Source organism: Pseudomonas graminis, assembly GCF_001705435.1.
GTDB lineage: Bacteria > Pseudomonadota > Gammaproteobacteria > Pseudomonadales > Pseudomonadaceae > Aquipseudomonas > Aquipseudomonas graminis_B.
Genome location: NZ_MDEN01000064.1, coordinates 86,067 through 109,865, shown reverse-complemented (window position 1 = coordinate 109,865; position 23,799 = coordinate 86,067). Strand labels below are relative to the sequence as shown.

Sequence of the window (23,799 nt, the reverse complement as noted above, 5' to 3'; positions counted from 1 at the left end):
CTTGATCAGCCTTTGGCCGTTGGGTCAGTAAAATTTTGCGATTGGCCCCATTTAGGCGAATCCGACGATATCTCTATAAAAATTTGAGGAGCACAACAATGCGCGTGATTCTGCTGGGAGCTCCCGGGGCCGGCAAAGGTACTCAGGCAAAGTTCATCACTGAGAAATTCAACATTCCGCAGATTTCCACCGGCGACATGCTGCGCGCTGCGGTCAAGGCGGGTACTGAACTGGGCCTGCAAGCCAAAAGCGTCATGGACAGCGGCGGCCTGGTCTCCGATGACCTGATCATCGGCCTGATCAAGGATCGCCTGTCCGAGCCTGATTGCGCTGGCGGTTGCCTGTTCGACGGCTTCCCGCGCACCATTCCTCAGGCTGAAGCCCTGAAGAAAGCCGGCCTGGCCATCGATCACGTCATCGAGATCAAGGTCGACGACGAAGAGATCGTCAAGCGCATCTCCGGTCGCCGCGTTCACGAAGGCTCCGGTCGCGTTTACCACACTTTGTACAACCCGCCTAAGGTTGAAGGCGTGGATGACGTCACTGGCGAGCCACTGGTTCAGCGCAAGGACGACGTCGAAGCCACCGTTCGCCATCGCCTGTCGGTCTACCATTCGCAGACCAAGCCGCTGGTGGAGTTCTACACCAAGCTGCAGGCTCAGGACGGGACGCCGAAGTGCAGTCACATCGAAGGCGTGGGCTCGGTCGAACAGATCACCGCCAAGGTGCTTGAAGCCCTGAGCTGATTCGAACTCAAGGCATTGAACAACGGCCCGCTTGCGGGCCGTTGTTGTTTATAATGCGGCACTTTTTTCGCACAACGATGGAAACCCCGATGACCACCTTGCTGGCCCTGGACACCGCCACTGAAGCCTGCTCAGTCGCTTTGCTGCATGACGGCAAAGTGCTGACTCACTACGAGGTGATCCCGCGCCTGCACGCGCAAAAGCTCCTGCCGATGATCAAGGACCTGCTGGCCGAGGCGGGCATCGGCTTGTCGGCGCTGGACGCCATCGCTTTTGGGCGTGGGCCGGGTGCGTTCACCGGCGTGCGCATTGCCATCGGTGTGGTTCAGGGGCTGGCCTTTGGTCTGGATCGTCCAGTGCTGCCGGTCTCCAACCTCGCGGCGTTAGCGCAGCGGGCCTTTCGCGAGCGGGGCGCCACTCAGGTCGCGGCCGCCATCGACGCGCGGATGGACGAAGTCTATTGGGGCTGCTACCGCGAAGTGGCAGGGGAGATGAGGCTGACCGGTGAAGAGGCCGTCATGCCACCCGAAATGGCCACTTTGCCGAGCGGTGCGACGGGCGACTGGTTCGGGGCGGGCACCGGCTGGGGTTATGCCGAGCGCATTGCCGCCGGTGTCAGTGCCCATGACGCCACGCTGTTGCCCCACGCGCAGGACCTGCTCACCCTCGGCACCTTCGCCTGGCACCGGGGCGAAGCCATTGTTGCCGACGACGCCCAGCCGGTTTACCTTCGGGATAAAGTCGCCACACCCAAGGCGCGGTGAGGGCGATACCCTGTCTCACAGGCAGTCGTGAATAAGTCGCACCACGCCCGATCTGCGACCCAGGTCACACTGTTCATGACCGTTCAGCGATAAAACCGCATAAAATTCAGGCTGCTTTAAACAATTCGCAATAAGTGTGGTCTAGTTATCGTTCGCATGTTTGCTTAATAGCCAGCTGCGAGATTAAATTGCCACTATCAAACGCCGAGTAAGCATGATGCGAATCACCGGTCCTTCACCACGTACCTACCCGATCAAGCGCAAGCTTCGCAAGGATTCTGCGGCGCTGGAAGGCTCGTTCGAGGAAGTGAACGAGGAGATCGAGGTGAACCCGCAAGTGGCCCGTCGCCAGACCGGGACCACAGCCAACGTGCCCGCGCGTCAGCAAGACATTATCTTCCCCCGTGCCATGAGCACCCGCGTCGCCCACGCGCTGAGCAGCTACCTGATGACCTCGACCTTCGTCGACTGGGACCTCGAAGTTGCCGGGCTCGATCTTCACGTTTGAACCTCGCTCATCCGCCTTACTACATTGGTTGTCCGTCCTGGAGCGAAAAAGCCTGGCGTGAATCGCTGTATCCGCCGGACGCCCCTGACCTGGAACTACTCGGGTTGTATGCGCAGGTCTTCAACGCCGTCGAGGGCAACACCACGTTCTACGCACGCCCCAAGCCTGAAATCGTTCAGCGCTGGGCGGACGCTTTGCCTGAGCATTTCCGCTTCTCTGCAAAAATCCCCCGCGACATCAGCCATGCTGGTGACCTGCGTGAGCACCTGGTCGCGGTAGAGGATTTCCTGCAACTGCTTGCGCCGCTGGGATCGAGGCTTGAACCGCTGTGGCTGCAGCTGTCGGCCAGTTTCGGTCCCCATCGGCTGAATGAGCTGGGCGCTTTAATTGATGCACTGGAAGGCCGGCCATTGGCGGTGGAAGTGCGCAACATGGCGTTTTTCACCAAAGGCGAGGACGAACGTCAGCTCAACCGCCTGTTGCTCGACCGCGGCGTCGAGCGTATCTGCCTGGATTCCCGGCCGCTGTTCAGCTGCGTTTCCAGTGAGCCTGCCGTTCTTCATGCACAGTCGAAAAAGCCCAAGGTCCCGCCGCGTCCGGCGGCGCTGACGTCCTTCCCCCAGGTGCGCTTCATTGGCGGGCCGGATGAGGCGATCAACGAAGGCTTCATTGTGCAGTGGGCGGAAAAGGTGGCCGGCTGGATCGAGGAGGGGCGCACGCCTTCTGTGTTCCTGCACACGCCTGACAACATCGCCTCGCCCCAACTGGCCCGTCGTTTTCACCATCAGCTCATGACCCTGCTGCCGGGGCTGCCCGATCTGCCGGAGCTGGATCGCGGTCGACAAGTGGAGCAACTCGGGCTGCTCTGAGGTCGAGATAGGGTGGACTCATCCCTTCGTCAGACGAGAACCTTCCGGCATGCGCGGCTCGACCCTCTTTCTTCTACTGATTTTGATGAGCGCAGCGGTTGCGGTGTCGATCTGGCGTGGCTGGTTGCCTGTTGCCGACCGCTGGAACCCGTGGGCCCCGCTGAATGTGCGGGACGAGCCCAACCTCCTTACACCTTTCAAACTCTGGCGATTGCAGGAGGATCCGGCGTTGTGCGACGCCGCGCTGCAAACGTCGACCCTGCGCTACACGCACCAGGCCGACAGCGCCGCCGACGCCAAATGCCCGCTCACCAACACCCTGCGTATCCAGGGCGGCGACATCGCGCTGAGCAGCAGCTTTCTGTCCAGTTGTCGTCTGGCAGTGGCGTATGCGCTGTTCGATATTCATCAATTGCAGCCAGCGGCCCAGGCGGTATTCGGGCAAAAGGTCGCCAGGATCGATCACCTTGGCAGCTTCGCCTGCCGCAACATCTACAACCGCAGTGAAGGCCGACTGAGCCAGCACGCTACCGCCAACGCGCTGGACATCGCCGGGTTTCGACTGGCAGACGGGCGCAGGATTTCGGTGCTCAAGGACTGGAAAGACGAGGGCGAGGAGGGGCGTTTTCTGCGATTGGTGAGGGATGGCGCCTGCCAGCAGTTCAATACGGTCCTGAGCCCGGAGTACAACGCTGCGCACCGAAACCACTTTCACCTGGACATGGGACGCTGGCGGGTGTGTCGCTAGGGGAGGCGAGCGAGGTTGTGTGCTGCGCTGGGTTGCGGCCTGGCGTCAGGCAGCGATACGAAGGTTTTGAAGCACAATCGGCCGCGCCCAGCCGTTATCGAAGGCCAGATGACGCTGCTGCTCGGTCATCTCTTCAGCGCTGAAGGGTGTGGCGGGCTTGTCGGCCAAGTCCCATTCAAACTCGGCAATCGGCAGGAACAGTGGGCGAGGCTGAGGGCCCGGGCCGGGTTCAACGCTGTCATCGTAGGGGTTGAGCACGGTTGGGCGGACCCAGGTGTCATCGAATTCGAGGTTGCGCTGCTGCTCGATCATTTCCATCGCGGTGAACGGCTTGGCCGGCTTGTCGGCCAGATCCCATTCGAACTCGGCGATCGGCAGGAACAAAGGCTCCGGCGGCGCGATTTCCTTGTCCTGAACCGGGCATTCACGCTGCTCGACGATCTTGTCCAGTGCGGTGGCGCCGGCCACCGGTTCGCCGGTCAGACTGTCATTCGTGGCAACGGCGTTGTATTCGGGCGCTGTGCCGGCGTTTTCATCGACCTGTTGAGCCATCGCACGGGCAAACGCATCCTGCCAGAGCTGCGTAACGCCGCTCAGTGTTTGGGTATTGCGTACGCTGTAGTCGCCTGCGTACGTCAAATAGCCTATCGAGGAGGTTTGCTGAATGTCTGACATAAGCGCTCAGTACAGCCCGTGGGTCTGGCAAAATGCCGGATACTTTTGTTATCGGCAGATGTTGCCAATCATTAAGAATATTTGAGCGCGTAGAGACAATGACTGAGCAGCACGCGGGCAGCCGCATTCGGGTCGACAGCCTGACCCCCGACGGGCAGGACACCGCAGCGCAGTGGGCGCAGCGACTGGGTTTGCCGCTGGACGACGCCGACGCGGATTTCGCCCTGCAAGTGGCCGAAGATGGCCTGCAATTGCAGCAACTGGGTGACGACGCACCGGGCCCGGTCCGAGTGGATTTCCTCGAAGGCAAGGCGGCCCATCGGCGTCTGTTTGGCGGCGGCAGCGGGCAGATGATCGCCAAGGCCGTGGGTATTCAGCCGGGCGTACGGCCTCGGGTGCTGGATGCCACGGCAGGGCTGGGCAAGGATGCGTTCGTGCTGGCGAGTCTGGGCTGTGAAGTGAGCCTGATCGAGCGGCAGCCGATTATCGCCGCGCTGCTCGAAGACGGCCTGGCGCGCGGTGCGAGGGATCTGGACGTGGGTGGGATCATCGCGCAGATGCGCCTGTTGACCGGCAACTCCATCGAGCTGATTCGGCAATGGGAAGGCGAGCCGCCCCAGGTCATCTACCTTGATCCGATGTTTCCCCACCGGGAAAAGACCGCATTGGTGAAGAAGGAAATGCGCCTGTTCCGGCCGCTGGTGGGCGACGACATGGACGCCCCGGCACTGTTGGCCGCGGCGCTGGCGCTGGCCAGCCATCGCGTTGTCGTCAAACGCCCGCGCAAGGCGCCGTGCATCGAAGGGGCCAAGCCGTCTTACGCGCTGGACGGCAAATCCAGCCGCTACGACATTTACCCGATCAAGGCGCTGAAAAGCGCGCGGCCGTGAAATTCATGCGATTCGATGAACCCGGCAATCATCGGCGCAGTCATCTGCTGTGCCGATGCCAGAAAAGCCACCCTATGAGTGTGCGCTCATCGGAGCCAAACCTGACCTGATCCGTAGCCGGAGATAACCGATGAGCGCTTCCACGTTGTCCGTGACCCCCTTGCCGTTCGAGCCGCAGTTCGAGCAGATACCCGATGACGAGGCTCAGACGAGCAAAGAGCTGGCTGAGGCCATGCACAGTATTCTGGAAACCACCTACGAAGATGGCGGCCATGCCATACGCAGCGTGCATGCCAAAGCCCACGGCTTGCTGCATGGGCAAATCCGCATTCTGGATAATCTGCCGCCCGAGCTGGCCCAGGGTGTCTTTGCGCATCCCGGCACGCTGGACGTGAAGATGCGCTTTTCCACCAATCCAGGTGATCTGCTCGACGACAAGGTGTCGACGCCACGCGGTCTGGCCATCAAGCTGGTCGGTGTGCAGGGCGCACGCTTGCCGGGGAGTGAAGGCCAGGTCACCCAGGACTTCGTGATGCAGAACGCCAAGGCGTTCACGGCCGCCACGCCCAAGGATTTTCTCAAGACGCTGAAGCTGTTGGCCAAGACCACTGACAAAGTGCCCAACATGAAGAAAGCGCTGTCGGCCTTCTTCCGCGGTCTGGAGTCGGTGGTTGAAGCCGTGGGCGGGGAGAGTGGCACGCTCAGGTCACTGGGCGGGCACCCGATGACCCACCTGCTCGGGGAGACCTATAACAGCATCGTGCCGTTTCTCTATGGCCGCTACTACGCCAAGCTGAGCGTGGTGCCTGTGTCCCCTGAACTCACCGCGTTGACCGACCAGAAGGTGGACCTGAATGGCCATCCGGACGGCTTGCGGGAAGCGGTGCGCAGTCACTTTGCGAGCAAGGGAGGGGTCTGGGACGTGCGTATCCAACTCGCCACCGACCTTGAAAAAATGCCGATTGAAGATGCTTCGGTGGAATGGTCCGAGGAGCTGAGCCCCTTCGTGACCGTTGCCCGTATCGAGGTGCCGCTTCAGGACAGCTGGTCAGACGAACGCCAGCAGGAAATCGACGAGGGTATGGCCTTCAGCCCTTGGCACGGCGTGGTTGAACACCGTCCACTGGGCGGCGTCATGCGGGTGCGCAAGCCGTCCTACGAGCTTTCCTCAGGCTTCCGCGCCAGCCACAACGGCTGCCCGATGCACGAGCCTCGCTGATAGATCCGAAGTCGGTCCCACTGCGCGCGAGGTGTTGTAGGACCGGCTTCAGCCGGGAAGAGGCCGGTGTGATCACCATCAGATTTGTGGTGTGACGCCTGACGCATTCCCGGCTAAAGCTGGTCCCACAATATTGGCCGGGCGCCAGTATCCGCGGATGCACGCTCTGCGTTCAGTAGGACCGGCTTCAGCCGGGAAGAGGCCGGTGTGATCACCATCAGATTTGTGGTGTGACGCCTGACGCATTCCCGGCTAAAGCTGGTCCCACAATATTGGCCGGGCGCCAGTATCCGCGGATGCACGCTCTGCGTTCAGTAGGACCGGCTTCAGCCGGGAAGAGGCCGGTGTGATCACCATCAGATTTGTGGTGTGACGCCTGACGCATTCCCGGCTAAAGCCGGTCCCACAATATTGGCCGGGCGCCAGTATCCGCGGATGCACGCTCTGCGTTCAGTGGGACCGGCTTCAGCCGGGAATAGGCCGGTGCGCGCGCCATCGAATCTACAGCCTTAAACCCGATACGCTTTCAAGAACAGCGCCACCACGTCCCTGGCGTGGTGGTCGGCAGCTCGCTCGTCCGGTATTTCCCCGGTGCCGATGAGAAGCCTGAAATGATGCACGCCTTTGATCAAACTCAAAAAATGCCCCGCCGCATCAAGCGGCGATTCGAAATGCAGGCCGTTTTTACCGCTCAGCTTGCGAAGGAACCGCTCCAGCTCGCGCAGGACTCGCTGCGGTCCTGCTTCGAAGAACACCTGTGTCAGCGATGATGCCTGAGGCCCCAACGCGATGATCAAACGGTTCAGGTCGATGGACTCCGGGCTGTTGATCAGCGTTTGAAACCCTCTGGCAATACCCAGCAATACTGTTTCAACGGGCTCATCAACCGGCACATCCACGAACAACCCCGGCACCTGTTCCTCGCAGCGAGCAACCACTGCGCAGGAGAACAAAGTCTCCTTGTCGGTGAAGTGGCTGTAGACGGTGAGCTTGGAGACCCCGGCCTCAGCGGCGACGGCGTCCATGCTGGTGTTGGCGTAACCGTTGCGGATGAACAGGTTTTTGGCGGCTTCGAGAATGGCCTGGCGCTTGGCCAGATCCTTGGGGCGGCCGGGTCCGGCGGGGGCGCTTGCCTTCACAACGCGCCGAACACTTTCTTCGCCAGACCGGTCGCCGCCGCTGCCGGGTTGGCGCGGATGCTTTCTTCCTGTTTGGCGATCATTTCGAACAGGCCGTTCAACGCCTTCTCGGTGACGTAGCCTTCGATGTTCGAGCTCTTCGCGTCCAGCACGCCCAGCGTCGCGGCCTGACCGGCGAAGGCGTTGTATTTCTGCGCCAGCCCGACTTTGTCAGTGGCCTGCTTGACGATGGGCAGAAATTTGGCGCGGATCTGCTCGCGGCTGGACGTGCTCAGGTACTGGGTGGCCGAGTCCTTGCCGCCGCTGAGGATGGCCTTGGCGTCGGACACACTCATTTTCTTCACGGCATCGACCAGCAACGTCTGCGCCTGGGGCATCGCCGCTTCCGCCGCCTGGTTCATGCTGGTTTCCAGCTGGTCGACCTGCGCGCCCATGCCGAACTGCTTCATCTTCTTGGCGACCTTGCCCAGGCTGCCCGGCAGCTCGATGCGCACATCCTTGTTATTGGAAAATCCGCCGGGCACGCCCAGTTGCTTGACGGCGACCTGGGTGCTCTGGGTGAGGGCGTCCTTCAACCCGCCGGTGGCGTCCGATTGCGACAGATCATTGAGCGACAGCGCGAAGGCACTGGCCGACAACAGCAGACCGGCGCACACGCCAGTGAACGAGAGAGAGCGACGCAACATGAGTAATGTCCTTTTCAACGGTCTGTGATCCACGCCCGATCAACGGGCCGGGCTCAAACGAATTTTGACGGGCGGTTTTTCGTCCAGCGTCAGGTCCACCGTGTAGCATTCAGTGCTGATCATCAGCAACTTGCCGTCCACTTCGATGCGTGCGCTGACCGAGTAAGTGTGACCCGGCTGGACCTGCTTCTGATCGTAGGTCAGGTGAAACGGCAGCGGCACCTGGCCTTTGATCGGGCCGTTCTGGCTGGCGAGGATCTGCGCGGGCGCGTCTGCCAGCGTCACGTCCTGCAGCGAGACCTTCAGCGTAGCGGTTGGCGGAAGCGCCATGCGCTGCAGGTAAAACACTTCGCCGTCCACCGAGCCCGGCAGGTTGTCCGGCGTATGGGCGCAAGCGGCCAGCACGGTGGTCATGAGGGTGAGCAGGATATGTTTCATGTGATGCTCCTTGTCAGGTCAAACAGGTGAGAGGGCGTGCGTCGTCGCTCAGGCGATCGGCGCGTCCCCAATGACTTCATCACTGCGATGCAACGCCACCTGGCGGATAGACAGCCTGATTTCCGCTGGCAATACGCGCTTGGCGGCGCCTTCGGCCAGATCTCCCAACATATCGTGATAGCTCAACTTGCCTGCCGCGTCGGTGCGCAGAACGCCCTGATCCAGCAGCGTCTGAATGAAATGCCGGAACAGGCTCTTGTCGAAAAACTCCGGCGCATTCAGGCCGTGCAGGATCGACAGCCGCTGGGCCATCGTCGTGCACAACTCCTCGAGCCCTTGGGCGGTGAGCGTGTGCTGGCCGCTGTTGAGCAGCAGCGAGATGGCCATGTAGAAACGCTGCAAAGTCTGGGCAATCGCCCGCGACAGCACCGTCAGCATCACAAAAGCGCGGGAGCTCGGCGCCGGGCGCAGGTACACGCCGTTCTCGAATCGCAGCAGGCCCTGTTCGACAAATGCCGCCAGCCACTGATCAATGACCTCGTCCAGATCGTCCAGCGACCAGCGGATGAACAGCTCCGATTGCAGGTACGGGTACAGCGCCCGCGTATACCGCAGAATCTGTTCGCGGCTCATGCGTGACGAGCTCTGGAAGAAGCAGGCCAGCAACGAGGGCAGCGCAAAGATGTGCAGCACGTTGTTGCGGTAGTACGTCATCAGGACGGCGTTCTGCTCGTCCAGATACAGAATCTTGCCCAGCGCATCGCTGAGTTCCGAGAGCAGGTTCATGCCTTTGACGTGCGCGATGAGCGCCCGTCCATCGCCGTCCGGCAGCGTGGTATGGGGCGAGTAGGGCACGGTGCGTAACAGCGTCAGGTACAGATCCAGCACCCGCGCCAGGGCTTGATCGTCCAGCGCGTGTTTGGCTGTCGACAGCAACGCCAGCGCCACCAGATTCACCGGATTGATCGCCGCCGCTTCGTTCAGGTGGCGGGCGACACGCTCGCCCAGACGGTGGGTGGTCTCGTTGAGCCAGGCCGGTTTGAACACCGGGCCCAGTTCCTGGGTGCGCCAGTCCGGCTGCTCATGGTCGAGAAACTCGGTCAGCTTGATCGGTTCACCGAAGTTGACCGAGACCTGGCCGAAGCGCTGCTTCAGCGCGCCGATGACTTTGAAGATGTCGAAGATGGACTCTTTCTTCTTCGCCGCACCGCGCAGTTCGCCCAGGTAGGTCCGGCCTTCCAGCACGCGTTCGTAACCGATGTACACCGGCACGAACACGATGGGCATGCGCGAGTTGCGCAGGAAGCTGCGCAAGGTGATGGCCAGCATTCCGGTCTTCGGCTGCAACATGCGCCCGGTGCGCGAACGTCCGCCTTCGACGAAGTACTCCACCGGGAAACCTTTGGTGAACAGAGTGTGCAGGTACTCGTTGAACACCGCGGTGTACAGCGGGTTGCCCTTGAACGTGCGGCGCATGAAAAACGCGCCGCCGCGACGCAACAGGCCGCCGATCACCGGCATGTTGAGGTTGATCCCGGCGGCAATGTGCGGCGGGGTCAGACCATTCCGAAACAGCAGGTAGGACAGCAGCAGGTAGTCGATGTGGCTGCGGTGGCACGGCACATAAATGATCTCGTTGCCCTGGGCGACGTTCTGCACGCCCTCCAGATGACTGACCTTGATGCCGTCGTAAATCTTGTTCCAGAACCAGCTCAGCACCACTTCCAGAAAACGGATGGCGGTGTAGGTGTAGTCCGAGGCGATTTCGTTGCCGTAGTGCAGGGCTTTTTCCCGGGCCTTGGCTTCGGTGATTTTCTCCCGGGCGGCCTCGTCGAGAATGGCCTGCCTGACCAGCGGATCCGCCACCAGCCCTTTGACCAGATGGCGACGGTGCGAAAGGTCCGGTCCGATGACGGAGGTCTTCAGGTTGCGGAAATGCACACGCAGCAAGCGTTGAGCCATGCGCACCGTCCGCTCGTAACCCTTGTTCTGATCGACCAGCTCACGCAGATGAACCGGCGCCGAGAACTGCACGCGGGTTTTGCGGCCCAGGATCAGAATGGTCACGAAGCGACGCAGACGCCCGGTCACCTTCCAGCTATCGGCAAACAGCAGTTTCCACGGGCTGTCTTCCTTGTCCGGGGACTGGCCCCAGAACACGCTGACCGGAATGATTTGCGCATCTTCCGTGGCATTTTGCGTGACTGCGCCGACCAGACGTTCAAGGGTCGGTGGCGCGCCGCGTTTGTCGTGGCGGCCCAGCCAGTCGGGCTCGGGCGTCAGGTAGAAAAACGCAGCCGGCTCGGTCAGATTGCCAACCGCCACGGACAGCACCGGGCGCGGCAGACCGGCCTTGCGGCATTCGGTGTCGAGGACGGCAAGGTCGCTCATCGAAGGGTTTTGCAGCGCGTAGAAAACCGGGCGGCTGCGGTCGAGATTGAGGGTGAAAGACGACTGGTTGATCGTCTCCGAGCGCACCCAGAGGTAAAGCAGGCGGCGCACGGTGCCGAATACAAGACGGCGAAACGGGGAACGGGTCATAGAGTTCTGCTGAGAGGGGCGACGCCCGCGAGGCCGCCAGTTTGCCGTATCTGGTGGGGATGGGCAAAGCGGCGCGGGTGCCCGGCGGGATGACGTATCAGGACGTATGCCAGGTGATTTCTTCTTCACCATCAACGCTGATGCGAATCCATTGATCGGCTTCGGCGTCACTCTCTTCCTCGACCCAGGTCCCCGGCGCGCAACGCACTTCGACTTTCAACGTGGCGAAGGCGGCGCGGGCGCAGGCGATATCGTCGTCCCACGGGGTTTTGTCGCTGTCCAGGCACAGGCTGTTCCACTTGCCGACGGCCTTGGGAATCCAGGTCACGGGCACGTCGCCCGCTTGGCATTTCCAGGTCTGGCCTTTCTGTGTCCAGTCGGTGCAAGGGCCGATGTCTGCGGTGAGCCAGGCGGTGATTGCCTTGTGGTCGACGTCAGCGTCTTTCAGGTAAATCTCGATATCGGGTTGGCGCATGGATGCCTCTTGGTTGTGCTGGAAAATCCACTCGCGGATTCAGTCTGTTCGGGTGCTTCAAGCCGTCAATTCAGGACGAAATAATCGTAGCGCATGGACACCGTAACCTCGAACGGCTCGGCCTGATCGACAACGTTCGCGCGGCGTTCGGCACTGGCGCGCCAGCCGTGGGGCGTCATGGCGAGCAGATTGGCGCGGGCCTGGCCGTCCACCAGTGTCAGGGTGAAGCGCAGGGTTTCGCTGTGCTGCAGGCTCATGCCTTCCGGCACCAGCGCCAGGTGCTTGTCATCGCTGTAATCGCGGACTTCGTCGTACAGGCGCTGGCGCAATTCCATCAGGTGATCATTGGTCGGTCCTACACGCATCAGGCCGCCGCCCGGGGACAGCAGACGCTTGGCCTCGGCCCAGTCGAGCGGGCTGAACACGCTGGCGATGAACTGCATGCTCGCATCCGGCAACGGCACGCGCGCCATGCTGGCAATCAACCAAGTGATGTTAGGGTCGCGTTTGCAGGCGCGCTTCACCGCTTCGCGAGAGATGTCCAGCGCATAGCCGTCAGCGTCGGGCAGGCCTTGGGCGATCTGCGCGGTGTAATAACCCTCGCCGCAACCGATGTCGAGCCAATGCGCGGGGGCGCGCTCGGCAGCCAGTTCTGCCAGCCGTTTGGCCACCGGTGCGTAATGCCCCGCGTTGAGAAAGTCGCGGCGCGCCTCGACCATCGCCTGATTGTCGCCAGGGTCGCGGCTGTTCTTGTGCTGCACGGGCAGCAGGTTCAGGTACCCCTGACGGGCGCGGTCGAAGCGGTGCCCGGCCGGGCACACGACGCCGTTATCCGCTGAATCGAGCGGGGCGGAGCAGATCGGGCAAGTCAGCATCAGGCGAGCAACTTGACCAGAGTCTGGTAGTAGATCTCGGTCAGCACGTCGAGATCGCTGGCGAGGATGCGTTCGTTGACCTGATGGATCGTCGCATTGACCGGCCCCAGTTCAACCACTTGGGTGCCGAGGGTGGCGATGAAGCGACCGTCCGACGTGCCGCCGCTGGTCGACGCACGGGTGTCGCGGCCGGTGACGTGTTTGATGCTCGCCGACACTGCGTCCAGCAGCGCGCCCGGTTCGGTGAGGAACGGCAGGCCGGACAGCGCCCATTCCACGTGCCAGTCCAGGTCATGCTTGTCGAGAATAGCGGCCACGCGCTGCTTGAGGCCTTCGACGGTGGATTCGGTGGAGAAGCGGAAATTGAACACCGCCACCAGATCCCCCGGGATCACGTTGGTCGCGCCGGTGCCGGAATTCAGGTTGGAGATCTGGAAGCTGGTGGGCGGGAAGAAATCATTTCCGTTGTCCCAGTGCTCGGCGGCCAGCTCGGCCAGCGCAGGTGCTGCCAGATGAATAGGGTTCTTCGCCAGATGCGGGTAGGCGACGTGGCCCTGAATGCCTTTGACGGTGAGGGTTGCGCCCAGTGAGCCGCGACGGCCGTTCTTGACCACATCGCCCACCAGCGTCGTGCTCGACGGTTCGCCGACGATGCACCAGTCGAGACGCTCCTTGCGCGCCGCCAGACGCTCGACCACCGCTTTGGTGCCGTGGTGGGCCGGGCCTTCTTCGTCGCTGGTGATCAGGTAGGCAATCTTGCCCTTATGGTTCGGGTGGTCGGCAACGAAACGCTCGGTGGCGACAATCATCGACGCCAGGCTGCCTTTCATGTCCGCCGCGCCACGGCCGCAGAGCATGCCGTCTTCGTCGATCAGCGCGCTGAACGGGTCATTCTGCCAGGCCTGAACCGGGCCGGTCGGCACGACGTCGGTGTGGCCGGCAAAACACAGCACCGGACCGTCCTGGCTGCCGTGGGTGGCCCAGAAGTTATCCACATCCTGAATACGCATAGGCTCCAGGGCAAAATCGGCATCGCTCAGGCGTTTCATCATCACGGCCTGGCAGTCGGCGTCCAGTGGCGTGACGGATGGGCGACGGATCAGGTCGCAGGCGAGTTGCAGCGTGGGCGAGAGGTCGGCTGGGGCTGTCATGAAAAGTCCGAGATATTGAGTGAAGGCAAGGCGATAAACCGGCGAATAGCTTAAAGCAAAACGGCGACCCGAAGGCCGCCGTTTAGTACAGCGCCCCATTGTTTCAGGCGGTAGCGGGTTCGTCTGCCGGTTTTGGTTTTGGCAGTGAAGACAGAAACGCCATGATCAGCGCCGCGAGGTACGGCAGCGACTGCACCAGCAGCATGATGACCCAGAAGCGCATGTCGTTGCTTGGCAGGCCCTGCACCAGACAGATGCCCAGCGCGGCGCCCCACAGCATCAGCATGATGAACAGCTCTTCGCGGGCCTCGGAAATCGCCACCAGCAAGCCATGGCTTTCGGCGTTTTTCGGGGTGCGGAAGAACGGGATGCTGGTGGTGAAGAACCCGTACAGCACGGCTTTGGCGATGGTGTGAGACAGCGCCAGCCCCGCGAGGGCCGCATAGAACGCGTCCGTGAGGTTCACGCCCACGGCGCGACGGTAAAGGAAGATGATCTTGCCAACCTTGAAGAAGAACAGCGCCAGCGGCGGGATCGCGAAAATCAGCAGCGGCGGGTCAACCCGGTTGGGCACGATGATCATCGCCGACGACCAGAGCAATGCGCCAACCGTGAAGAAGATGTTCATGCCATCGGCCACCCACGGCAGCCACCCCGCGAGGAAGTGATAACGCTGGCCACGGGTCAGTTCGGTGTCTTTGCCGCGCAGCAGGCTGGCGGCGTGACGCTTGATGATCTGAATCGCGCCATACGCCCAGCGGAAACGCTGCTTTTTGAAGTCGATGAAGGTGTCGGGCATCAGGCCCTTGCCGAAGCTGTTGTGGGCGTACGCCGCCGAATAGCCTTTTTCGAACACGCGCAGGCCCAGCTCGGCGTCTTCGCAGATGCACCAGTCCGCCCAGCCCAGTTCTTCCAGAACCGAGCGACGGGTCATGGTCATGGTGCCGTGCTGAATGATCGCGTCGCGGTCGTTGCGGGTCACCATGCCGATGTAGAAGAAGCCTTTGTATTCGGAGTAGCAGAGCTTCTTGAACGCGCTTTCGTGCTGGTCGCGATAGTCCTGGGGCGACTGCACTACAGCGATTTTCGGATCGGCGAAGTGCGGGACCATGTGCTTGAGCCAGTTGCGATCAACGCAGTAGTCCGAGTCGATCACGGCAATCACTTCGGCGTCCGGCGCGGTGTGCGGGATCAGGTAGTTGAGGGCGCCGCCCTTGAACCCGGCCAGCGGTGCGACGTGGAAAAACTTGAAGCGCGGGCCGAGCATTTCGCAGTGGGCCTTGACCGGCTCCCACACGGCGGGGTCCTTGGTGTTGTTGTCGATCAGCAACACCTCGAAATCCGGGTAATCCAGTGCGGCCAGTGCGTTGAGGGTCTGTTTGACCATCTCCGGCGGCTCGTTGTAGCAGGGCACGTGGATAGAGACTTTCGGTCTGTAGGCCGAATCCCCTTCAACGGGCAGGAATTCGCGGCGGCGCTTGTGCGTCCACACCGCTTCGGCCAGTTCGTGCGCCTCGGTCAGCAGCACGATGAAAACACCGAACGCGCCCAGTGCCAGTAAAAATCCTACGAGCAGGCTGAACCAGGTGCTGTATTGCTGACTGTAGTCGTAGCCGATCCACACCAGAACCGAGCCGCACAGGAAGGCGATGAAGGTCAGGAATGTCCGGCCACGCTGACGCAGCGCCGAGCCATCAATCAGCAGCAAGGCGAGGGCCAGCATCGCCAATACCGCCGAGCCGATCGCGAGCACGCGCCACTGCGGGATCGCCACGACCGGGCCTTCGAAATTGAATTTCTGCTGGCGGGCAGCGTTGTAAACGCCCCAATACGCTCCGACAGAGCCTTCGTCGCTGGCTTTCCACGGCTGGTCGAAGGCCTCGATCACGAAGTAGTTGAAGCCCTGACGGTTGAGCTTGTTGACCAGCGTGCGCAGGTAAACCGCTTGATCCGCCTGGGTGGCGTCCGCACCGCCACGCATGTGGCCGTTGCTTGGCCAGCCGACTTCAGAGAGCAGCAGCGGTTTTTTCGGGAACATGCGTTTCAATTCGCGGGCGCGGTCGAGCACGTACTGCCCGGCCTTATCCATCGGGATGTATTCCCAGTACGGCAGGATGTGCGCGGCGACCAGGTCAACGTGCTTGGCCAGTTCCGGGTACTTCTCCCAGATATGCCACTGCTCGGACGTGGTCACCGGGACTTTGACGGCGGCGCGCACGCGGTCGAGGGCGGCCATCAGGTCCTTGGGTTTGATCTCTTCGCGGTACAGCGCTTCGTTGCCGACCACCACGCGAACGACGCTGCGCGAGGTGTTCGCCAGTTCGATCGCCGTGGTGATTTCGCGCTCGTTTCGCTCCAGGTCCGGACTGATCCAGATGCCGAGGGTCACCCGCAGGCCGAACTCCTCGGCCAGCTTGGGGATGTCCTTGAGCGTGCCGTCCACCGAGTAGATACGGATGTTGTCCGTCTGCTTGCTCATCAGCTCCAGGTCCTGACGCATTTCTTCGTCGGACGGGTAGAGATCCCTCTGCGGATTCTGTCCCAGCCGGAAAGGCGAATAGGAAAAGCCGGAGATCTGTTCAGGCCAGTTGGGGGCGGTGACGGGGCGGTTGATCAGCGCCCAGAAGCCGGTAAACAGCGCAGCGATCGCCACGACGACAACGAGGTTGAGTCCAAATTTACGCGATGACATAGGTGCTTCAGGTTCCAAAAGGGGAACGGGGAGGAGTGACAGGGTACAGCGGGCCGAAACTTTGGCAACCGACACGTGTTCAAGTTCTGTTCGGCCTCGCATGTGCGACGTTGCCAGCTCTCTGCGGGCCTGCCGGGAAAGCGCTGACTTTCAGACCAAACGCCTGCAACTCAGCGCTTTGCGAATCGCTGTCAGGGCCTATAATGCGCGCCGGTTTTTTGGGGTATTGGTCATGAGCACAGAAGATCCGCGTTTCGCTGGCGTCGCCCGCCTGTACGGCATCGAGGGCCTGGAACGCCTGCGCGCGGCCCACGTGGCGGTGGTCGGCATCGGCGGCGTGGGTTCCTGGGCGGCGGAAGCCATGGCGCGCTGTGGCGTGGGCGAGATTTCCCTGTTTGATCTGGACGACGTGTGCGTCAGCAACAGCAACCGCCAGTTGCACGCCCTGAGCAGCACCGTTGGCCGCGCCAAGGTCGAAGTCATGGCCGACCGTCTGCGGGAGATCAATCCCGATTGCGTGGTCCACGCCGTCGCCGACTTCGTCACCCGAGAGACCATGGCCGAATACATCACGCCGGACATCGATTGCGTGCTCGATTGCATCGACAGCGTCAACGCCAAAGCGGCACTCATCGCCTGGTGCAAGCGCCGCAAGATCCAGATCATTACCACCGGCGGCGCGGGTGGGCAGATCGACCCGACCCTGATTCAGGTCTGCGACCTCAACCGGACATTCAACGATCCGCTGGCGTCCAAAGTGCGTTCGACCCTGCGCCGGGACTACGGCTTTTCTCGCACGGTCACCCGCCATTACAGCGTGCCGTGTGTGTTCTCCACCGAGCAACTGCGCTACCCGAAACCGGACGGCAGCATTTGCCTCCAGAAAAGCTTCGTCGGCGACGGCGTGAAGCTGGACTGCGCGGGTGGTTTTGGCGCGGTCATGATGGTCACCGCCACGTTCGGGATGGTCGCCGCGACCAAGGCCGTGGACAAAATCGTCGCCGGCGTGCGACGCCCGTCGGAGCGGACCAAGGAGCAGCCTGCGGCCTGACGGCTGGGTAAGCGGTCTCAGCCGGCCAGCTGTCGCATCTTCTGCAACACGGCATTCAGCCCGTTGCTGCGGGAGGGGGACAGCTGACGGGTCAATCCCAACTGCGTGAACCACTCAACCAGATCCACCTGCTGCAGTTCTTGCAACGACAGGCCGTTGACCCTAGCCAGCAGCAATGCCACCAGCCCCCGAATCAACCGCGCATCGCTGGCAGCGCGGAACTGCCAGTGCCCGTCGATCACGTCGCCCATCAGCCAGACCTTGCTCTCGCAGCCGTCCACCCGATGCTCGTCGGTTTTTTCTTCGTCGCTCATGGGCGGCAGCCGATCACCCCATTGCATCAGCAACCGTGCGCGCTGCTCCCAGCTCAATGACCCGTTGAAGGTCTCCAGCGCCGCATGCGCATCGGACGGCAGGCTCATCGCAACAGCTCCAACGCTTGATCCAGTGCGATGAAAAACCGCTCCAGATCATCGGAATCGTTGTACAGCCCCAGCGACACGCGGATTGCGCCAGAGAGGCCTAAACCACTGATCAACGGGATGGCGCAGTGGTGACCGGCGCGAACGGCAACCCCTTGCTCGGTCAGCAGGTGCGCAAGATCGGCGTTGTGCACGCCCTCGACGATGAAACTCACCAGCGCCACGTGGGGATCGCCCAGCACTCTTACGCCGTCGCGCAGCATCAGCCCGGCGCGCAGCCGCTCATGCAGGCGGGCTTCGTATTCGGCGACAGCGGATTGATTGAGTGCGTTGAGATAATCCAGCGTCGCGCCGAGGCCGATCACCGCGCTGATGGGCGGCGTGCCCGCCTCGAAGCCCAGCGGTGCAGGACGAAACGTAGCCGTCTGGTAACCGGTCTGCAGGACCATTTCGCCGCCGAACTGCCAATGCTGCAACTGTGCCAGCGCCTGATGTCGGCCGAACAGCACGCCCACGCCGTCCGGGCCATAGAGCTTGTGGCTGGAAAACACATAGAAGTCGCAGCCGATGTCTTGCACATCGTGTCGGCCATGGACGACGCCTTGGGCGCCGTCAATCACCGTCAGCGCGCCCTGTGCCTGGGCCAGCGCGACGAGCTGCCGGACCGGCTGCCAGGTGCCGAGCACGTTGGACAACTGGCTGACTGCCAGCAATCGGGTGCCTGGAGTGATGAGTTCGGCGGCGGCCTCAACATCAATCACACCCGCCTCGGTGACGGGCAGGACCACCAGCTTCAGGTCGCGACGCAGGGCCAGTTGCTGCCAGGGCAACAGATTGGCGTGGTGCTCCAGCGCGCTGATGACAATCTCGTCGCCGGCCTGAAACACGTGCTCCAGGCCATAGGCGAGCAGGTTGAACGCGGAGGTGGCGCCGTGGGTAAAAACGATTTGCCCCGATGCGCCGGCATTCAGCCATTCGCCGGCCTTGCGCCGCGTGTCCTCGAAGGCCTGTGTTGCCATCGCGCCCGGCAGGTGCTGGGCGCGATGCACGTTTGCCGCGCCATTGGCGTAGTAATGCACCGTGGCATCTATCAGGGCTTGGGGCTTTTGGGCGGTGGCGGCGCTGTCCAGGTAGGTCTGGCCTTGCCGTTGCAGGGCGTCGATGGCCGGAAAGTCAGCGCGCCAGGGAGAAATGAGGGGCATATCAGTCACGCTCGTTGAGGCGGGCTCGGCCCCTGAAGGAAACCGAACCCGCACGCAGCATCGATCAGTTGTGAGCGTGCAGCGCTTCGTTCAGCTCGATGGCCGACTTGTGGGATTTGCACTCCACTGCGCCGGTCTGCGAGTTGCGACGGAACAGCAGGTCTGGTTGGCCGGCCAGCTCACGGGCCTTCACGACTTTGACCAGCTCGTTTTTGTCGTCCAGCAGCGCCACCTTGGTGCCGGCGGTGACGTACAGACCGGCTTCAACGGTGTTGCGATCGCCCAACGGAATGCCGATGCCGGCGTTCGCGCCGATCAGGCAGCCTTCGCCGACCTTGATCACCATGTTGCCGCCGCCCGACAGCGTGCCCATGGTCGAGCAGCCGCCGCCCAGGTCCGAACCCTTGCCGACGAATACGCCAGCCGACACGCGACCTTCGATCATGCCCGGGCCTTCGGTGCCGCCGTTGAAGTTGACGAAACCTTCGTGCATCACGGTGGTGCCTTCGCCGATGTAGGCGCCCAGACGCACGCGCGCCGTGTCAGCGATGCGCACACCGGCCGGCACAACGTAGTCGGTCATTTTCGGGAATTTGTCCACGGAGAAGACCTCCAGAAAGTGGCCTTTCAGGCGGGCTTCCAACTGACGCTCGGCCAGTTCGCCCAGGTCGATGGCGCCCTGGCTGGTCCACGCGACGTTCGGCAGCAGGGGGAACACGCCGGCGAGGCTCAAACCGTGGGGCTTGACCAGACGATGGGACAGCAGATGCAGCTTTAGGTAAGCCTCAGGGGTGGAGGTCAGCGCGGCGTCTTCAGCCAGCAGCGTGGCAACCAGCGGGTTGTGGCTTTCGGCGAGTCGGGTCAGCAGTGCGGCCTGGGTGTCGTCGATACCCTTGAGGGCATTGGCCAGACGCGAGGACAGATCGGTGTTGAATGCGATGGCCTGATTGCCACCGGTGTAGCCCAGGATCGGCGCGATGGCGGCGACGATTTCAGCCGACGGGTTGAGCAGCGGCAGGGCGTAGAAAACCTCCAGCCAGGTGCCTTGACGGTTTTGTGTGCCAACGCCAAAGGCCAGGCTGAACAGAGAAGTGGACATGCAGATACCTCGTTATTTAGGGCTATCTCAATCAGGCGATAGCCGCAGCGTACAGTTCGGGTTTAAAGCCAATCAGGGTTTTTTCGCCAAGATCCAGCACCGGGCGTTTGATCATCGAGGGCTGGGCGAGCATCAGCTCAATGGCCTTTTCCTGGTCGAGGTCGGCTTTCTGCGCCTCGTCCAGTTTGCGAAAGGTCGTGCCGGCGCGGTTGAGGACCGTCTGCCAGCCATGCTCGTTGCACCAACGGGCCAGGTGGTCCCGATCAATGCCCTGGGTCTTGTAGTCGTGGAAATCGTAATTCACCGATTTTTCATCGAGCCAGGTGCGCGCCTTCTTCATTGTGTCGCAGGCTTTGATCCCAAACAGGTGCAACGTGTGGATTTCCTTGGCCATCGGCCTGCTCCTTTCGGGACGGTTGAAAAAAACGGTGGAGGATTATGCCACGTACACGCCGGGTAAGCGCGGCGGGCCGACGCTTTGTCCGTTCGAAGTGGGTTTGCGCGGCGTGACCTGGGGCGACAATGGCCGGCTACCAGGGATGTATCAGAAACCCATGACCCCTTGCAGCCGCTATGAGGGGCACTTTGCCGGACGCATCGGGTCTGTTGCCGATGTCAGTCATGTGTCACACGCTTGGGGAAACACGCAATGCAATCAGCCTATACCGTCCTTATCTTGTTGACGCTGGTAGGTGTCTCGCGATTGCTGGCCCGGGTGATTCCGCTGCCGTTGCCGCTGGTGCAGATCGCCGCGGGCGCTTTACTCGCCTGGCCGACGCTGGGCCTGCACGTGGCGCTCGACCCTGAGCTGTTCCTGTTTCTGTTCCTGCCGCCGCTGCTGTTTTCCGATGGCTGGCGCATGCCCAAGCGCGATCTCTGGCGCTATCGCGGCGCAATCCTGACCCTCGCGGTCGGGCTGGTGATTTTTACCGTGATCGGCGCCGGTTACTTCATCCACTGGCTGCTGCCTTCCATTCCCTTGCCTGTCGCCTTTGCCTTGGCCGCGGTGCTGTCCCCGACCGACGCCGTGGCGGTCTCGGCCATCGCCCAGGACCGGCTGCCCGCGCCGATCATGCGCATGCTCCAGGGCGAGGCATTGATGAACGACGCCACCGGCCTGGTCACTTTTAAGTTTGCCCTCGCAGCTGCCATCACAGGCGTGTTCTCCCTGACCGATGCCAGCCTGAATTTTGTGCTGGTCGCCTGTGGCGGTCTGGCCGTGGGCGTTGCGCTCAGTTGGGTGGTGGGGCGTCTGCGCAGCCGGATGATCACCCGGGGCTGGGATGATCCGGCGACCCACGTTGTCTTCATGTTGCTGCTGCCGTTTGCCGCTTACGTCCTGGCCGAGCGCCTTGAACTGTCCGGCATTCTCTCGGCGGTGGCGGCGGGGATGATGCAAAGCTGGGTCGATCTGCTGCCCCGCCAGACCACCACTCGACTGCTCAATCGCAGCGTGTGGACCCTCCTGGAGTTTGCGTTCAACGGCTTGATCTTCCTGCTGCTGGGCTTGCAACTGCCGGACATCATTACCGCCGTTACCCACCACGAAGCGACACTGTGGCCGACCCTGTTGTGGCGTTGCCTGGATGTGCTGGCGATTTTCGTCGTGCTGGCGGTGTTGCGTTACATCTGGGTGCAGAGCGTCTGGCGGCTGATGATCCAGATTCGGCGCTGGCGCGGCAGGGGTGACGGCACGCTGGATCTGTCGACCCGTTCTTCATTGCTGCTGACGGTGGGCGGGGTGCGCGGTGCAGTCACGCTCGCGGGTACATTGTCGGTGCCGCTGCTGATCAGCGCCGGCGTCGACTTTCCCGAGCGTGATTTGCTGATTTTCATCGCGGCAGGGGTGATCCTGCTGTCGCTGGTGTCGGCGAGCATTGGCTTGCCGCTGCTGCTGCGTGGGCAGGTCAATGAGCCGGACACGCGCATGAAGCGCGAAGTGCGGGATGCCTGGAAACGTACGGCTCAGGCGGCAATCAAGACACTGGAGAACGAAGCGATCCCCGCAACCACGGATTCACCCGAGGCTGCGCAGGCGGTGCTCGCGATAGAAGTAAAGGCGCGGATCATGTCTGAATATCGCCAGCGACTGGATATATTCAACGACACCGCCGAGGCCCAGGCGCTGGCCTTTCAGATGGACCAACTGGAGAAACGCATGCGCCTCAACGCCCTGCGTGCCCAGCGTCTGGAGCTTTACAACCTGCACCGTCATCACCAGATCGGCGATGACGTGCTGCGCCTGGTGCTGGCCGAACTCGATCTCAACGAAGCCAATCTGGGTCTGGCGCACTGAGGCACGAATAACGCCTCAGCAAGACAGGTATCAGCGGCTCGTGACGAAATCCCGGATGCGCTCGGCGGCTTCGATGCACTCGGCCAGCGGTGCAACCAGTGCCATGCGCACGCGGCCGGCGCCGGGGTTGAAGCCGTCGACGTCCCGGGACAGGTATGATCCCGGTACCACGGTCACGTGTTCAGTGACGAACAGATCACGGCAGAACTTCGCGTCATCAGTCCCGACGTTGGGCCACAGATAGAAGCCGCCGTCGGGGCGCTGCACGTCCATGACCGGGCTGAGGATTTCCAGCACAGCGTCAAACTTCTCCCGGTACAGCGTGCGGTTGGCGCGCACGTGTTCTTCGTCGCTCCAGGCCGCGATGCTTGCCAGTTGCGTTTGCACCGGCATTGCGCAGCCGTGGTAGGTGCGATAGAGCAGAAACGCCTTGAGAATGTCGGCATCGCCGGCGACAAAACCCGACCGCAGGCCCGGCAGGTTCGAGCGTTTGGACAGGCTATGGAACACCACGCAGCGCTTGAAATCCTGGCGACCCAGTTCCGCGCAGGCGCTGAGCAGCCCGGCCGGCGGGGTCGCTTCGTCAAAATAAAGCTCGCTGTAGCACTCGTCGGCCGCGATCACAAAATCGTGCTTGTCGGCCAGCGCAATAAGCTTCTTCAGGGTTTCCAGCGGGATCAGCGCACCGGTCGGGTTGCCCGGCGAGCACAGAAACAGAATCTGGCAGCGGTCCCAGACATCAGCACTGACCGCGTCGAAATCCGGGTTGAACCCATGTTCGGCCAGGCAAGGCAGATAGTGCGGAGTGGCGCCGGCCAGAAACGCCGCGCCCTCATAGATTTGGTAAAACGGGTTGGGGCTGATCACCAAACCGTTGTCAGCGCGATTGACGACCGTCTGGGTAAAGGCAAACAGCGCCTCGCGGGTGCCGTTGACCGGCAGCACATGTTTCGCTGCATCCAGCCAGCCGGCCGGCACGCTGAAACGGCGCTCGCACCAGTGAGCGATGGCTTCACGCAGCGCAGGAATCCCTGCCGTGGTCGGGTAGACCGCCATCTGATCGAGGTTGTCGGCCAGCGCCTTGGCCACGAACTCTGGCGACTTGTGCTTGGGTTCGCCGATCGACAGGGCGATCGGACGTTTGTCCGGATTCGGCGTGACAGCACCGAGCAAGGCGCGGAGTTTCTCGAAAGGGTAGGGCTGAAGCTGCTGCAGGGCGTTATTCATGTCGAATCGTTCTCAAGGCTGGGCGCCCGCACTCGTGTTCACGATGTCGCAGGGCGCCGTTGAATCAAGTCGGTATGGCTGGCCGT

At 62.1% G+C, this 23,799-nt stretch carries 23 protein-coding genes; 9 read left to right on the top strand and 14 right to left on the bottom strand.

The annotated features are described in order from the left end of the window. The first annotated feature begins 98 nt into the window (after positions 1–98). From adk to BBI10_RS15730, 5 genes are all read left to right on the top strand, one after another. Positions 99–746 carry an adenylate kinase gene (adk, locus tag BBI10_RS15750; RefSeq protein ID WP_065989893.1) on the top strand — a complete coding sequence of 216 codons (648 nt, stop codon included), beginning with the start codon at positions 99–101 and terminating at the stop codon, positions 744–746. A gap of 89 nt (positions 747–835) precedes the next feature. Beyond that, positions 836–1,510, top strand: coding sequence for a tRNA (adenosine(37)-N6)-threonylcarbamoyltransferase complex dimerization subunit type 1 TsaB (gene tsaB / locus BBI10_RS15745; protein ID WP_065989891.1), 675 nt, complete (start codon positions 836–838; stop codon positions 1,508–1,510). 217 nt (positions 1,511–1,727) lie between these two features. Continuing rightward, positions 1,728–2,018, top strand: coding sequence for a hypothetical protein (locus BBI10_RS15740; protein WP_065990261.1), 291 nt, complete (start codon positions 1,728–1,730; stop codon positions 2,016–2,018). Beyond that, complete coding sequence (locus BBI10_RS15735; RefSeq protein WP_065989889.1) at positions 2,015–2,887, top strand: DUF72 domain-containing protein; 873 nt, start codon at positions 2,015–2,017, stop codon at positions 2,885–2,887. The genes BBI10_RS15740 and BBI10_RS15735 overlap by 4 nt, the downstream gene beginning before the upstream one ends. Positions 2,888–2,936: 49 nt before the next feature. Further along, positions 2,937–3,635, top strand: a complete 699-nt coding sequence (locus BBI10_RS15730; protein ID WP_065989887.1) for an extensin family protein — start codon at positions 2,937–2,939, stop codon at positions 3,633–3,635. A 45-nt stretch (positions 3,636–3,680) separates the two neighbouring features. Here BBI10_RS15730 and BBI10_RS15725 read toward each other — a convergent pair whose 3' ends face one another. Beyond that, complete coding sequence (locus BBI10_RS15725; protein WP_065989885.1) at positions 3,681–4,310, bottom strand: energy transducer TonB; 630 nt, start codon at positions 4,308–4,310, stop codon at positions 3,681–3,683. Between the two features lie 98 nt (positions 4,311–4,408). Between BBI10_RS15725 and BBI10_RS15720 the strand changes: the two genes are divergently transcribed. Both BBI10_RS15720 and BBI10_RS15715 read left to right on the top strand, forming a co-directional pair. Beyond that, positions 4,409–5,200: a class I SAM-dependent methyltransferase gene (locus BBI10_RS15720; protein WP_065989883.1), complete on the top strand. Its 792-nt coding sequence runs from the start codon at positions 4,409–4,411 to the stop codon at positions 5,198–5,200. A gap of 130 nt (positions 5,201–5,330) precedes the next feature. Beyond that, complete coding sequence (locus BBI10_RS15715) at positions 5,331–6,419, top strand: catalase family protein (RefSeq protein WP_065989880.1); 1,089 nt, start codon at positions 5,331–5,333, stop codon at positions 6,417–6,419. Between the two features lie 509 nt (positions 6,420–6,928). Here the strand turns inward: BBI10_RS15715 and BBI10_RS15710 are convergent. The 8 genes from BBI10_RS15710 to BBI10_RS15675 all read right to left on the bottom strand — a co-directional run bounded on the left by BBI10_RS15710 (position 6,929) and on the right by BBI10_RS15675 (position 16,416). After that, positions 6,929–7,558: a TetR/AcrR family transcriptional regulator gene (locus BBI10_RS15710; RefSeq protein WP_065989879.1), complete on the bottom strand. Its 630-nt coding sequence runs from the start codon at positions 7,556–7,558 to the stop codon at positions 6,929–6,931. Beyond that, positions 7,555–8,244, bottom strand: a complete 690-nt coding sequence (locus tag BBI10_RS15705; RefSeq protein WP_065989878.1) for a DUF4197 domain-containing protein — start codon at positions 8,242–8,244, stop codon at positions 7,555–7,557. The genes BBI10_RS15710 and BBI10_RS15705 overlap by 4 nt, the downstream gene beginning before the upstream one ends. 39 nt (positions 8,245–8,283) lie before the next feature. After that, positions 8,284–8,682: a YbaY family lipoprotein gene (locus tag BBI10_RS15700; RefSeq protein ID WP_065989876.1), complete on the bottom strand. Its 399-nt coding sequence runs from the start codon at positions 8,680–8,682 to the stop codon at positions 8,284–8,286. Positions 8,683–8,730: 48 nt separating this feature from the next. After that, entirely contained in the window at positions 8,731–11,223 is a 2,493-nt protein-coding gene (gene plsB, locus BBI10_RS15695) for a glycerol-3-phosphate 1-O-acyltransferase PlsB (protein ID WP_065989874.1), read from the bottom strand. A 97-nt stretch (positions 11,224–11,320) separates the two neighbouring features. Further along, positions 11,321–11,698, bottom strand: coding sequence for a hypothetical protein (locus BBI10_RS15690; protein ID WP_065989871.1), 378 nt, complete (start codon positions 11,696–11,698; stop codon positions 11,321–11,323). A 65-nt stretch (positions 11,699–11,763) separates the two neighbouring features. Further along, entirely contained in the window at positions 11,764–12,573 is an 810-nt protein-coding gene (locus BBI10_RS15685; protein ID WP_065989870.1) for a putative RNA methyltransferase, read from the bottom strand. Further along, positions 12,573–13,724, bottom strand: coding sequence for a succinyl-diaminopimelate desuccinylase (dapE, locus tag BBI10_RS15680; RefSeq protein WP_065989868.1), 1,152 nt, complete (start codon positions 13,722–13,724; stop codon positions 12,573–12,575). Before dapE ends, BBI10_RS15685 begins: the two co-directional genes overlap by 1 nt. 103 nt (positions 13,725–13,827) lie before the next feature. After that, a complete protein-coding gene (locus tag BBI10_RS15675; protein WP_065989866.1) occupies positions 13,828–16,416 on the bottom strand; it encodes a glycosyltransferase family 2 protein in 2,589 nt (862 codons plus the stop codon). Between the two features lie 232 nt (positions 16,417–16,648). On the opposite strand from BBI10_RS15675, the gene tcdA reads away from it, so the two are divergent. Further along, the gene (gene tcdA, locus BBI10_RS15670; protein ID WP_065989864.1) at positions 16,649–17,467 is read left to right on the top strand and encodes a tRNA cyclic N6-threonylcarbamoyladenosine(37) synthase TcdA; all 819 of its coding nucleotides are present in this window, start codon (positions 16,649–16,651) and stop codon (positions 17,465–17,467) included. Between the two features lie 17 nt (positions 17,468–17,484). On the opposite strand, the gene BBI10_RS15665 is transcribed toward tcdA, so the two are convergent. The 4 genes from BBI10_RS15665 to BBI10_RS15650 all read right to left on the bottom strand — a co-directional run bounded on the left by BBI10_RS15665 (position 17,485) and on the right by BBI10_RS15650 (position 20,584). After that, positions 17,485–17,889 (bottom strand): SufE family protein, encoded by a 405-nt coding sequence (locus tag BBI10_RS15665; protein WP_065989862.1) that lies wholly within the window; start codon positions 17,887–17,889, stop codon positions 17,485–17,487. Beyond that, on the bottom strand, positions 17,886–19,091 hold the full coding sequence (locus BBI10_RS15660) for an aminotransferase class V-fold PLP-dependent enzyme (RefSeq protein ID WP_065989860.1): 1,206 nt from the start codon (positions 19,089–19,091) through the stop codon (positions 17,886–17,888). The genes BBI10_RS15665 and BBI10_RS15660 overlap by 4 nt, the downstream gene beginning before the upstream one ends. 64 nt (positions 19,092–19,155) lie before the next feature. Continuing rightward, positions 19,156–20,190 (bottom strand): 2,3,4,5-tetrahydropyridine-2,6-dicarboxylate N-succinyltransferase, encoded by a 1,035-nt coding sequence (gene dapD, locus BBI10_RS15655; RefSeq protein ID WP_065989858.1) that lies wholly within the window; start codon positions 20,188–20,190, stop codon positions 19,156–19,158. 31 nt (positions 20,191–20,221) lie between these two features. Further along, positions 20,222–20,584 (bottom strand): ArsC family reductase, encoded by a 363-nt coding sequence (locus BBI10_RS15650; RefSeq protein ID WP_065989856.1) that lies wholly within the window; start codon positions 20,582–20,584, stop codon positions 20,222–20,224. A 255-nt stretch (positions 20,585–20,839) separates the two neighbouring features. Here BBI10_RS15650 and BBI10_RS15645 point away from each other — a divergent pair, with 255 nt between their 5' ends. Then, a complete protein-coding gene (locus BBI10_RS15645; RefSeq protein WP_065989854.1) occupies positions 20,840–22,486 on the top strand; it encodes a Na+/H+ antiporter in 1,647 nt (548 codons plus the stop codon). Between the two features lie 30 nt (positions 22,487–22,516). On the opposite strand, the gene dapC is transcribed toward BBI10_RS15645, so the two are convergent. Next, positions 22,517–23,713, bottom strand: coding sequence for a succinyldiaminopimelate transaminase (gene dapC / locus BBI10_RS15640; RefSeq protein WP_065989852.1), 1,197 nt, complete (start codon positions 23,711–23,713; stop codon positions 22,517–22,519). Positions 23,714–23,799: the final 86 nt, after the last annotated feature.